We start from the raw sequence: 12706 nt of genomic DNA, 5'->3' as shown, positions 1-12706 counted from the left end.
GATCGCCGTCATGGATCTGGACTGGATGGCGTGGACCGCGCCGACCGCAATCTTCTTCGTCTGCATCGCCCTGATGCTGGCCGGCATGACGGTGTGGGAGCTGGTGTCGCCGACGGTGGAGGCCAAGGGCTTCCTGCCGATGCGCACCACCCGCGGCGACCGCCTGTTCATCGGCCTGCTCGGCAGTGCCTTCCTTCATCTGGGCTGGCTCGCCGCGACCGACCTGTCGCTGTGGGGCGCCTCCGCGGTCTCGCTGCTGTGGGTCGCGGCCGTCATCCGCTTCGGCTGAGAAGGGGGGACGGGAAAAGCGGGTCTGTTTTCCGCAAGTCTGGTCATACGAAACGTCAAACCTGAAACCAGGACGATCAAATGGGAGGAATCATGCTCAAGAACACGTCTCTGCATCGCCCCTTGCGCAGCCGCCTGACCGGCGCCGTGATGGCCGGCGGCATCGGCGTCCTGCTGGCGATGGCCTCGGCTGCGCCAGCCGCGGCGCTGACCCCCGAACAGGAGGCCGTCGCCAAGCGCATCGTCGAGGAGCTCCAGCCCTCCACGCTGTCCAAGGACGAGCAGATGAAGGAGCTGGAATGGTTCGTGAAGGCGGCCGAGCCCTTCAAGGGCATGGAGATCAACGTCGTCTCCGAAACGCTGACCACGCACGAATATGAATCGAAGACTCTGGCCAAGCTGTTCAGCGAGCTGACCGGGATCAAGCTCAAGCACGACCTGATCCAGGAAGGCGACGTCATCGAGAAGCTGCAGACCCAGATGCAGTCTGGCCGCAACGTCTACGATGCCTATGTCAACGACAGCGACCTGATCGGCACCCATGTCCGCTATGGGCAGGCGGTCGCGCTGTCCGACTTCATGAGCGGCGAGGGCAAGGACGTCACCCTGCCGACGCTGGACGTCAAGGACTTCATCGGCACCAGCTTCACCACCGGCCCGGACGGCAAGCTCTACCAGCTGCCCGACCAGCAGTTCGCCAATCTCTACTGGTTCCGTGCCGACTGGTTCGCCCGCCCGGACCTGAAGGAGAAGTTCAAGGCCAAGTACGGCTATGATCTCGGCGTGCCGCTCGACTGGTCGGCCTATGAGGACATCGCCGAGTTCTTCACCAACGACGTGAAGGAGATCGACGGCGTCCGCGTCTACGGCCACATGGATTACGGCAAGAAGGACCCGTCGCTCGGCTGGCGCTTCACCGACGCGTGGCTGTCGATGGCCGGCGCCGGCGACAAGGGCCTGCCCAACGGCAAGCCGGTCGACGAATGGGGCATCCGCGTCGAGGGCTGCCGCCCGGCCGGCGCGTCCGTCGCGCGTGGCGGCGACACCAACGGCCCGGCGGCGGTCTATTCGCTGGTCAAGTACATCGACTGGCTGAAGAAATACGCCCCGCCGGAAGCCGCCGGCATGACCTTCTCCGAATCCGGCCCGGTGCCGGCGCAAGGTGCGGTCGCGCAGCAGATCTTCTGGTACACCGCCTTCACCGCCGACATGACCAAGCCCGGCCTGCCGGTGGTCAACGCCGACGGCACGCCGAAATGGCGCATGGCCCCTTCGCCGCACGGTCCCTATTGGGAACAGGGCATGAAGCTCGGCTACCAGGATGTCGGATCCTGGACCCTGCTGAAATCCACGCCGGCCGAGCGCCGCAAGGCGGCATGGCTCTACGCCCAGTTCACCGTGTCGAAGACCGCGTCGCTGAAGAAGACGCTGGTCGGCCTGACCCCGATCCGCGAAAGCGACATCAAGTCGGAGCCGATGACGGCGGCGGCGCCCAAGCTCGGCGGTCTGGTCGAGTTCTACCGCAGCCCGGCCCGCGTGGCGTGGTCGCCGACCGGCACCAACGTGCCGGACTATCCGAAGCTGGCGCCGCTGTGGTGGCAGAACATCGCCGAGGCCGTCACCGGCGAGCGCACCCCGCAGCAGGCGATGGACAACCTTGCCGAGCAGATGGAGCAGGTGCTGGCCCGCATGGAGCGCGCCAACATCGGCGGCGACTGCGCGCCCAAGCTGAACCCGAAGAAGGACGCCAAGGAATGGTTCGCCGCCCCCGGCGCCCCGAAGGCCAAGCTCGACAACGAGAAGCCCAAGGGCCAGACCATCGCCTATGACGACCTGCTGAAGGCCTGGAAGGAAGGCCGGGCGCAGTAACCGACGGGCTCTGCCTTCGGTATCTGTCCTGGTTGTGCCGGAGGCGACCCTGGGGCGGCGGCCATTCTATTGAACGACTGCCGCCCCTTTTTTTATCGACCGCCTTAAATCCCCTCTCCCCCCTGCTCACGCGCAAACGAAGTTTGCCCTGACGCGGCAGGCGGACCATGGGTCCGCCGTAAGCGGGGAGAGGGGGTTGCACACAAGAATCACGGGGGAACGCTTCCATGAGCAAGGCCGGCCATATCCTCGCCATCGACCAGGGCACCACCTCGTCGCGGGCGATCCTGTTCGATGGCCGGGGACGGCCGCTGGCCGAGGCGCGCCGCGAGTTTCCGCAGCATTATCCCGGCGACGGCTGGGTCGAGCATGACCCGGCCGACATCCTGCGCGATGTCCGCACCGTGGCGCGCGAGGCGGTGGAGAAGGCCGGGATCGATGCCGCCGCCATCGCCGCCATCGGGATCACCAACCAGCGCGAGACCGCGGTGGTGTGGGACCGCGCCACCGGCGAGCCGATCCACCGCGCCATCGTCTGGCAGGACCGCCGCACCGCCGCGCTCTGCCAAGATCTGGTGGCGTCCGGCCATGCCGAGACGGTCCGTGCGAAGACCGGCCTGTTGATCGACGCCTATTTCTCCGCCACCAAGATCGCCTGGATCCTCGACCATGTGCCGGGTGCCCGCGCGCGGGCCGAGCGGGGCGAGCTGTGCTTCGGCACCATCGACAGTTTCCTGATCTACCATCTCACCGGCCGCCGGGTGCATGCCACCGACGCAACCAACGCGTCCCGCACCATGCTGTTCGACATCCATGTCCAGGATTGGGATGACGAGCTGCTGGCGCTGTTCCGCGTGCCGCGCGCCATGCTGCCCCGGGTGCTGGACAGTGCCGACGATTTCGGCGCCACCGAGCCCGAGTTGCTCGGCCGGCCGATCCCGATCGCCGGCGTGGCGGGCGACCAGCAGGCGGCGGCCTTCGGGCAGGCCTGCCTGACGCCGGGCATGGCGAAATCGACCTACGGCACCGGCTGCTTTGCGCTGATCAACACCGGGGAGACGCCGGTGGTGTCGAAGAACCGGCTGCTGACCACCGTCGCTTACCGTCTGAACGGCAAGACAGCCTATGCGCAGGAAGGCTCGATCTTCGTGGCGGGTGCGGCGATCAAATGGCTGCGCGACGGCATCGGCATCATCACCCACGCCAGCCAGACCGACGACATGGCGACCCGCGTGCCCGACAGCCACGGCGTCTATTTCGTCCCGGCCTTCGTGGGCCTGGGCGCGCCGCACTGGGATTCGGACGCCCGCGCCGCGATCTTCGGCATGACGCTGGACGTCGGCCCCGCCCACATCGCCCGCGCCGCGCTGGAGGCGGTGGCCTACCAGACCCGCGACCTGATGGAGGCGATGGCCGGCGATTGGGGCGGCACCATCAACGCGCTGCGCGTCGACGGCGGCATGGCCGCCAACGACTGGCTTTGCCAGTTCCTGGCCGACCTGCTGGCGATGCCGGTCGAACGCCCGAAGGTGATCGAGACCACGGCGCTGGGCGCCGCCAGCCTCGCGGCCCTGCGGGTGGGCGTGTTCGACGGGCTGGGCGCGGTGTCCGACGCCTGGCGCAGCGAGCGCCGCTTCGAGCCGCGCATGGAGCAGGGCAGGCGCGACCGCCTCTATGAGGGCTGGCGCGACGCGGTGGCGCGGGTGCGGTCGCCGCGCTGAGCCTTTTGGGCTGACGCGGCTTGCCCCCTCCCCGACTCTCCCCCTCTTCGAGGGAGAGGGTGCCTTCTGCGAAGCGGCGGCAGTCCCCTCTCCCGCGGGAGCGGGGGAGGGTTAGGGAGGGGGCAAACCCCTCACCCTTCCGCCGGGTCGGCCAGCATGTGGCGGATCTCGCTCTTCAGCAGCTTGCCGGTCGCGGTGTGGGGCAGGGCGTCGACGAAGCGCACGTCGTCGGGGATGCACCATTTGGCGACCTTGCCCTCGAAGACCGCCAGCAGTTCCTCGCGTGTCAGTTCGGCTCCGGGTTTGCGGACGACGACCAGCACCGGGCGCTCGCCCCATTTCTCGTCGGGCACGGCGACGGCGGCGGCCTCCTGGACGGCCGGATGACCGACGGCGATGTTCTCCAGGTCGATGGAGCTGATCCACTCGCCGCCCGACTTGATGACGTCCTTGGTGCGGTCGACGATCTGGACATAGCCGTCGGCGTCCATCGTCACCACGTCGCCGGTCTCGAACCAGCCCGGAACCGTCTGGTGCGCCGGGCTTTCGGTCACGCCGAAATAGCCGGAGCAGACGGTGGGGCCGCGCACCAGCAGCCGGCCGAAGCTGGTGCCGTCGCGGGCCACGTCGGCGCCGGAGCCGTCGACCACGCGGAACTGCACGCCGCAGATCGGCCGCCCCTGCTTGGAGGCGAGCGCCAGCGCGGCGTCGGCATCCAGCCCGGCATGCTTGGCCTTCGGCCTGTTGGCGAGGCCGAGCGGGCTGGTTTCCGTCATGCCCCAGGCATGCAGGACCTCGACCCCCATCTCCTGGAAGCGCTGGATCATCACCGGCGGGCAGGCGGAACCGCCGATGGCGATGCGGCGCATCGTCGTCAGCGTCTTCTTGTTGGCGTCGAGCCAGTTCAGCAGGGCCAGCCAGACGGTCGGCACGCCGGCGGTGTTGGTGACCTTCTCCGCCTCGAACAGCTCGTAGAGGCTGGCGCCGTCCAGCTTGCCGCCGGGGAAGACCAGCTTGGCGCCGGCCAGCGGTGCCGCATAGGGCGTGCCCCAGGCATTGACGTGGAACATCGGCACCACCGGCAGCACCACGTCCGACGCCGACAGGCCGAACACGTCGGGCATGCAGGCGGCCATGGCATGCAGATAGGCGGAGCGGTGGCTGTACAGCACACCCTTCGGGTTGCCGGTGGTGCCGGAGGTGTAGCACATGCCGCAGGCGGTGTTCTCGTCGAGCAGCGGCCAGTCGAAGGCGTCGGGCTGGGCGGCCAGCAGATCCTCGTAGCACAGTAGGTTGGGCAGGCTGGAATTCGGCATGTTGGCGGCGTCGGTCATCACGACGATGCCCTTCAGCCCGGTCAGCTCGTGGGCGATTCCCTCCAGCAGCGGGACGAAGGTCAGGTCGGTGAACAGCAGCCGGTCTTCGGCGTGGTTGACGATGTAGGCGATCTGTTCGGGGAACAGGCGCGGGTTGATGGTGTGGCAGACCATGCCCGAGCCGCCGATGCCGTAATAGCATTCCAGATGGCGGAAGCCGTTCCAGGCCAGCGTGCCGATGCGGTCGCCCGGCGTCATCCCCAGCGCCGCCAGCGCGTTGGCCAGCTTCTGCGCGCGGACCCAGGCGTCGGCATAGCTGTAGCGGTGGATCGGCCCCTCGGTGGTGCGCGACACGATCTCGGTGTCGGCGTGGTAGAGCGCGGCGTGACGCAGGATCGACGTCACCAGCAGCGGCTCGTTCATCATCATTCCACGCAGCATCGTTTCACTCCCCGTTCGTTTGCTTATCATCGCCTTCCGCGCGCAGGCGATCCCGGGGATTTCGCCATGGGTGAAGGGGGGAAATCAACGTCAATAAACTGACGTGGACGTCGGAGGCCCGGCATCCTCAACCGGTTCGCACCTGGGTCAGGAAGCGGTTCACCTCCCGGCCCAGCGCCTCGGTATGGCTGGACAGCTGCTGCACGGAGGTCAGGACCTCGTAGGCGACCTTGCCGCTGTGGCTGGCCGCTTCGTTGACGCCGCCGATGCTGTCGGAAACGGTCTGGGTGCCCTGGGCGGCCTGCTGGATGTTGCGGCTGATCTCGCGGGTCGCGGCCCCCTGCTGCTCGACCGCCGAGGCGATGGAGGTGGCGACGTCGTTGATGTGGCCGATGACGCGGACGACCTCCTGCAACTCCCCGACGGCCTCGCCGGTCATCGACTGGATGTCGGCGACCTGGGCGGCGATGTCCTCGGTCGCCTTGGCGGTCTGGGTCGCCAGCGCCTTCACCTCGCTCGCCACCACGGCGAAGCCGCGTCCGGCCTCGCCCGCCCTTGCGGCCTCGATGGTGGCGTTCAGGGCAAGCAGGTTGGTCTGGCTGGCGATTGAGTTGATCAGCTCGACCACCGCGCCGATGCGCCCGACCCCGCGTGCGAGGCCGCCGACCTTGTCGTTGGCGCGTTCGGCGATGTCGACCGCCTCGCGGGCGATCTGCGAGGACTGGCCGACCTGACGGCTGATCTCGCCGATCGAGCTGGTCAACTGCTCGGTCGCGGATGCCACGGTCTGGACATTGGCGGAGGTCTGCTCGGTGGTCGCGGCGACGTTGCCGGCCAGCCTGCCGGTCTGGTCGGCGGCGCGGGTCACGTCGCTGACCCGGCTTTCCATGCCGGCGGCTTCCTCGACCACGGCATGGATCACGCCGCCGACCGCCTGCTCGAAGCGGTCGGCGAGGTCGGCGACGGCCCTGTGCTTGTCCTCGTCGGCGCGGCGGGCCTGTTCGGCCCGTTCGGACTCCAGCCGCTGCCGGGCCAACGCGTTCTCCTTGAAGACCTGGGTCGCCCGGCACATGTCGCCCAGCTCGTCGCCGCGGCCGGTTTCGGGGAAGGCGATGGTGAGGTCGCCGCCGGCCATCGCCCGCATGCGGCCGGCGAGCGAGCGGATGGTGGCACTGATGTCGTGGCCGACCAGCGTCAACAGCACGATGGCCGGCAGGGCCAGCGCCGCGATGACGCCGACCAGGGTCCAGAGCTGCGACAGGAACTCGGCCCACAGGTCGTCGATGAAGATGCCGGTGCCGATCAGGATCCGCCATGGCTCGAACCCCTTCACATAGGCCAGCTTGACCGCGGTTTCGCTGCCGCCGACGGTGCGCGGCCAGTCATAGGCATAGGTGCCCTCGCCATGCGCCCGGATGATGCCGATCAGGGCCGGGATGACCGGCTGGCCCGCGGCGTCCTTGATGCCGGACACGTCCTTGCCCATCAGCGCCGTGTTGACATGGGCGAAGCCGACGCTGTCGTAGGTGTGGGCGAACAGATACTCGTCGCCGCCGTAGCGGATGGCGAGGAAGGCGTCCTTGAAGCGCGCCTGGGCTTCGTCGCGCGACAGGCGTCCGGCCGCGGCCTCGCCCTCGAAATGCGCCGCCATGTTGTGCCCGGCCTCGACCATGAAGCGCAGGGAGTCGACGCGGTCCTGGTACATGCGGTTGTAGCTGAGGTAAAGCCCGGCCCCGGCGATGGCCAGACAGGCGAGGCTGGCCGTCACGACCAGGATCGACAACTTCACGCGGATCGAGAGAGACTGTCCGATCATCATCCACCACCTTCCAGCGTATCAAGTCCGCCTTGGAGTTCAGGGGTTTGTCGCGCGAATAGTGAACCGAATCCTGTCGAGGGACGCGCGCCACGGTGTCGCATACGGCATCGGGCGGCCGCGGCCTTCCCGCCGGCCCATTGCAGAGATTTCACATGACAAGCGGCGGTGCCGGATGCTTTCTGCCCCGGGCTTGGCAGATCGGCGCGGGGAGAGTGGGCGTGAGGGGAAAGACCAGCGTTTCGCGCCTGCTGCGCTGCGATCTTCGCTGCGATCCATGGGACATTGCCGCCGGGTTGGGCCTGCTGGCGCTGCTGGTGCTGGTTGCCGTCACCTTCCGGGATTACGGCATCTCCAATGACGAGGAGGTGCAGCATGTCTACGGTGCCAAGCTGATCGACTGGTATCGCAGCGGCTTCGCCGATGGGTCGGCCTTCACCTACAAGAACCTCTATCTCTATGGCGGGCTGTTCGACATGGCGGCGGTGGCGCTTGCCCCGCTGCTGCCCTTCGACCCCTACGAGACGCGGCACCTGCTGTGCGCGCTGACCGGGGTGGCCGGGATCGCGGTGGTCTGGGGGCTGGCGCGCCGGCTGGCCGGACCGCGGGCCGGCCTCCTCGCCGGGTTGCTGCTGGCGCTGTGCGGCCCCTGGTACGGCGGCATGTTCAACCACACCAAGGACGTGCCCTTCGCCGTGCTGATGATGGCCGCGGTGGCGTTGCTGGCGCGGCTGGCTGGGCAGATGCCGAAGCCCCGCCTTGGCACGGTGGTGGGCTTCGGCGCCATTGCCGGGCTGGCGCTCGGCATCCGGGTGGGGGCTCTGCTGCTCGCCGGCTATGCGGTGGCCGCCCTGGCCGGATGGGTGCTGGCCGGATGGTGGCTCGCGGAGGGCGCCACGGCCGCAAGGCTGCGCGAGGCGGGCCGCGGTGCCCTGCGGCTGCTGCCGGCCCTGCCGGTCGCCTATGGGCTGATGGCGCTCTTCTGGCCCTGGTCGGTGCTGGAGCCGCTGAACCCGCTGCGGGCGCTGGCCGATTTCTCGCACTTCCACTATCCGATCCGCACCCTGCTGGGCGGCACCGAATATTGGATGTACGAGGTGCCGCGCAGCTATCTGGCCTGGTATCTCGGGATCAAGCTGCCGCTGGTGCTGCTCGCCGCCGCGGCGCTGGGCCTGCTGACGCTTCCCGTAATCCTGCGCCGGGACCGGCCGGCGGCGGAGGGCGGGACGGCCCGGATCGTCGGTCATGGGCTGGTGGCGCTGGCGGCGCTGTTCCCGGTCGCCTGGTTCACCCTTACCCATGCGCCCGGCTACACCGCGATCCGCCATTTTCTGTTCGTGCTGCCACCGCTGGCGGTGCTGGGCGGCATCGGGCTGGACCGGCTGCTCGGCCGCTGCGGCGATTGGAGGGTCGGCGTGTCGCAGCGCAGCGGCCGCGGGCTGTCGATGGCCGTGCCGGCCGGTCTGGCGCTGGCGCTGGTCCTGGGCCGCGAGGCAGCTGTGCTGGAATCGCTGCATCCCGACGAATATGTCTATTTCAACGAGCTGGTCGGCGGCGTCGCTGGCGCGGTGCGCAACTACGATGTCGATTACTGGGCCAACAGCCTGCCCGAAGCGGTCGAGGATCTGTCGGAGGTCATCGCGGCGGAAGAGGCGCGCACCCATCGTCACCGCACCTACAGCGTCGCCGTCTGCGCCGAGCCGCTGGCCTTCGAGAAGCTGGCCCCGGCCAACATGCGCTGGGTTTCCGACTGGACGCGCGCCGATTTCTTCGTCGCGCCGACGCAGGAGGATTGCGACACGCTGATGAATGGTCCGGCGGTGGCGGAGGTCGAGCGCGACGGCGCCCTGCTGGCGGTGGTTAAGGATCTGCGCAAACAGGATCTGCGCAATCCCGGGGAGCCGGCGGAGACCGTCGAGGTGGCGCGGCTGCGCACCGGGCGCCAGCACCGTCACTGGTGGTGAGCCCGCCCGCTGCGGTGGGGAGGCTTCACCCCCGCGGCAGGTAGCGCGTCCGGTCCAGCCCGTGGCGGGCCATCTTCTCGTTCAGGGTCCGGCGGGGGACGTCGAGCAGGTCGATCACCGCCTTGATGTCGCCCTTGCAGCGGTCCAGCGCCTGTTCGATCACGCGCTTCTCGAAGGCGTCGACCTGATCGGACAGCGCGCGCGGCGCCACAGCCACCGCCGCCGCCGCCTCGCCGCCGACGGGGCGGCGGCGCAGCAGCCCGGCCACGCCGCTGCGCCCGACCGACAGGACGTGGCGTTCGGCCAGATTGCGCAGCTCGCGCACATTGCCGGGCCAATCATGGGCCAGCAGCGCGTCGGTATCGGCCGGGTCCAGCGGGCGCGGCTCGCGGCCGTGGCTGGTGGCGAACCCGGCGGCGAAATAGTCGAACAGCAGCGGGATGTCCTCCGCCCGGGCGCGCAGCGGCGGGATGTGCAGCTCCGCCACGTTCAGCCTGTAATAGAGGTCGGCGCGGAAGCGCCCCTCCTCGCTGAGGTCGAGCAGGTCGGTCTTGGTCGCGGCGACCAGCCGCAGGTCCAGCGCGACCGGCTTGTTGGAGCCCAGCCGCTCGATGCTGCGCTCCTGCAATGCGCGCAGCATCTTGACCTGCAGCGACAGCGGCATGCTCTCGATCTCGTCGAGGAACAGGGTGCCGCCGCTGGAATGCTCCAGCTTGCCGGCGCGGCGCTGGGTGGCGCCGGTGAAGGCGCCGGGCTCGTGCCCGAACAGCTCGCTTTCCGCCATGCTGTCGGGGATGGCGCCGCAATTGACGGCGACGAAGGCGCCCTTCTCCCCCCGGGGGCCGAAATCATGCAGGCAGCGGGCGACCAGTTCCTTGCCGCTGCCGGTCTCGCCATGGATCAGCACGCTGGCACTGGTGGCGGCGAGGTCGAGCAGTTCGCGCCGCAACTCGGCGATGGCGGGCGAAGTGCCGATCAGCCGCGCCTCGATCCCGCCGCCCGCCGCCCGCCGGCGCAGCCCGCGATTCTCCAGCACCAGCCGCCGCTTCTCCGCCGCCCGGCGGAGGACGGCGACCAGATGGTCGGGCTCGAACGGCTTCTCGATGAAGTCGTAGGCGCCGCGCCGCATCGCCTCCACCGCCAGCGCCACGTCGCCATGGCCGGTGACGAGGATCACCGGCAGGTCGGCGTCCCGTTCCAACGCCCGTTCCAGCACCGCCATGCCGTCCATCCGCGGCATCCTGAGGTCGGAGACCAGCACGCCGGGGAAGTCCGGCGCCAGCAGCTCCAGCGCCGGCTGCGGCGTCTCGAAGCCCTGCGCAGCGAAGCCGGCCAGCTGCAGCCATTGCGTGACCGAGACGCGCATCGCCGGCTCATCGTCGATGAACAGCACGGGGGTCGCATCGGCGGCGGGTTTCATTCCGGTCCTCCTTTCGCGTCGGGCAGCTGGACGACGAAGCAGGCGCCGCCGTCGGGGTTGTTCTCCGCCCTCAGCGTGCCGCCGAAATCGCGCACGATGCCATAGGACAGCGACAGGCCGAGGCCGAGCCCCTGCCCGACCTCCTTGGTGGTGAAGAAGGGGTCGAACAGCCGGAGCCGGTGCGCCTCGGCGATGCCGGTGCCGCTGTCGCCGATGCGGATCTCCCAGCCCTCGCCGTTGCGCACCGCGGTCAGGGTCAGGCGGCGGTCGTCGCAGAGGTCCATGGCGTCCGCGGCGTTGCGCAGCAGGTTGACGAAGACCTGTTCCAGCCGCACGGCGTCGCCGCGGACCAGCGCGTCGGGCGGGATCGCCTGTTCGACCCGCACCTCCTCTTCGCGCAGCCGGGGGGCGAGCAGGGCCAGCGCGCGGTCCATGGTGCGGGCGACCGGCACCGCCTGCACCCGCGCCGGCCCCTTGCGGGCGAACTCCTTGAGGTGGCCGGACAGCTGCGCCATGCGTTCGGCCAGATCGCCGATCATGGCGAGGTTGTCGCGGACCATCGCCGTCTCCCCGCGCTCGGCCAGCAGGCGGGTGGAGGCGACGAAGGTGCGGATGGCGGCCAACGGCTGGTTGATCTCGTGCGCCAGCGCCGCCGACATCTGGCCGAGCGCCGCCAGCTTGCCGGCCTGCACCAGCTCCTCCTGCGCCTCGCGCAGCACGCGGTTGGCGGTGAGCAGTTCGGCCGTGCGTTCCTCCACCCGGCGCTCCAGCATCGTCCGCGCCTCGCGCTGGAGCCGCAGGGTCTGCCGCCGCTGCCAGCCCAGTGCCGCCGCCGCCGCCAGCAGCAGGATGCCCATCCCGGTCAGCACCGCCGCCCCCGCCGCTTCGGCCCGCACCGGCTCCAGATCGGACAGCAGGCGGATGGTCCAGCCGAATTCCGGCAGCGCCAGCTCCTGCATCAGGTAGGCGCGGCGGGCCGGCGATGGGGCGGCGGACGCACGCGCAGGGCCAAGCGAACCAATGAGGGGCATGCCGATGACGGGCAGGCTGACCAGCCGGGCGCCGGTCTCCATCACCGGGCCGTCATGCAGTCCCAGCGGGACCAGCTCGCTGCGGTCGTACTGGCGGGTCTGTGCCAGCCGCGCCTTCACCGCGTCGGGCAGCGGGCGGAGCGCGCGGTATTTCCAATCGGCATGGCTGGACAGGAAGACGATGCCGTTCTCGTCGGTCACCAGCACCCGCTCGCCGCCGGCCGCCCAGTCGCGCTGGAGCGATTCCAGGTCGATCTTGACCACGGCGACGCCGACCAGCCGGTCGCCCAGCCGCACCGCGTGCGACAGGAAATAGCCGGGCAGGCCGGTGGTGACGCCGATGCCGAAATAGCGGCCGCTGCCGCTCTCCACCGCCTGCCGGAAATAGGGGCGGAAATCATAGATCTGGCCGACGAAGCTCTGCGCCGGGTCGGCCCAGTTGCTCGCCGCCAGCGCCAGCCCCTTGCGGTCGACCACATAGAGCGCCGCCGAGCCGGCCACGGCGTTCGCCGTCTCCAGCCGCCGGTTGGCCGCGTCGCGCCGGGAGTCGGACGGCGCCTCCAGCAGATCGAGCATCTCGTGGTCGCGGGCGACCAGGAAGGGCAGATAGTCGTAGCGGCCGACCGCGTTGCGGATGCTGCTGGCATAGAGCCCGAGCCGCTGGTCGCCGCTCAGGGTCAGCGCCGCCCGTGCCTCCGCCTCCGCCCAGCGATAGGCGCCCCAGCAGGTCAGCGCGGTGACGGCGACCAGCAGGGCCGCCAGCAATGCGGCGAGGAACGCCACCCGGCGGCGGCGCAGCGGGCGGGAGGAAGCTGTGTCGGCCATCGCCTGTCTATGGAG

Annotated in this window: 8 protein-coding genes; 4 read left to right on the top strand and 4 right to left on the bottom strand. The window is 69.5% G+C overall.

The genetic code is table 11. The features are described from left to right. Positions 1-10: 10 nt before the first annotated feature. The 3 genes from AL072_RS29690 to glpK all read left to right on the top strand — a co-directional run bounded on the left by AL072_RS29690 (position 11) and on the right by glpK (position 3878). The gene (locus AL072_RS29690; protein WP_200909985.1) at positions 11-289 is read left to right on the top strand and encodes a DUF2160 domain-containing protein; all 279 of its coding nucleotides are present in this window, start codon (positions 11-13) and stop codon (positions 287-289) included. Between the two features lie 92 nt (positions 290-381). Further along, the gene (locus tag AL072_RS29685) at positions 382-2157 is read left to right on the top strand and encodes an ABC transporter substrate-binding protein (protein ID WP_045585080.1); all 1776 of its coding nucleotides are present in this window, start codon (positions 382-384) and stop codon (positions 2155-2157) included. A 227-nt stretch (positions 2158-2384) separates the two neighbouring features. Beyond that, positions 2385-3878: a glycerol kinase GlpK gene (gene glpK, locus AL072_RS29680; protein ID WP_045585079.1), complete on the top strand. Its 1494-nt coding sequence runs from the start codon at positions 2385-2387 to the stop codon at positions 3876-3878. A 131-nt stretch (positions 3879-4009) separates the two neighbouring features. Here the strand turns inward: glpK and AL072_RS29675 are convergent, their stop codons facing one another. Together AL072_RS29675 and AL072_RS29670 are read right to left on the bottom strand one after the other, a co-directional pair. Then, positions 4010-5635, bottom strand: a complete 1626-nt coding sequence (locus AL072_RS29675) for a 3-(methylthio)propionyl-CoA ligase (protein ID WP_082109278.1) — start codon at positions 5633-5635, stop codon at positions 4010-4012. 127 nt (positions 5636-5762) lie between these two features. Next, complete coding sequence (locus tag AL072_RS29670) at positions 5763-7454, bottom strand: methyl-accepting chemotaxis protein (RefSeq protein ID WP_245637083.1); 1692 nt, start codon at positions 7452-7454, stop codon at positions 5763-5765. A 218-nt stretch (positions 7455-7672) separates the two neighbouring features. Between AL072_RS29670 and AL072_RS29665 the strand changes: the two genes are divergently transcribed. Then, positions 7673-9415 carry a glycosyltransferase family 39 protein gene (locus AL072_RS29665; protein ID WP_052710346.1) on the top strand — a complete coding sequence of 581 codons (1743 nt, stop codon included), beginning with the start codon at positions 7673-7675 and terminating at the stop codon, positions 9413-9415. Between the two features lie 25 nt (positions 9416-9440). On the opposite strand, the gene AL072_RS29660 is transcribed toward AL072_RS29665, so the two are convergent. Both AL072_RS29660 and AL072_RS29655 read right to left on the bottom strand, forming a co-directional pair. Beyond that, positions 9441-10835, bottom strand: coding sequence for a sigma-54-dependent transcriptional regulator (locus tag AL072_RS29660; protein ID WP_045585078.1), 1395 nt, complete (start codon positions 10833-10835; stop codon positions 9441-9443). Beyond that, the gene (locus AL072_RS29655; protein WP_045585077.1) at positions 10832-12691 is read right to left on the bottom strand and encodes a sensor histidine kinase; all 1860 of its coding nucleotides are present in this window, start codon (positions 12689-12691) and stop codon (positions 10832-10834) included. Before AL072_RS29655 ends, AL072_RS29660 begins: the two co-directional genes overlap by 4 nt. Positions 12692-12706 lie beyond the last annotated feature (15 nt).

The organism is Azospirillum thiophilum (assembly GCF_001305595.1).
Lineage (GTDB): Bacteria > Pseudomonadota > Alphaproteobacteria > Azospirillales > Azospirillaceae > Azospirillum > Azospirillum thiophilum.
The sequence above is the reverse complement of the archived record's forward strand: the minus strand, read 5'-3'. Positions and strand labels throughout refer to the sequence as shown.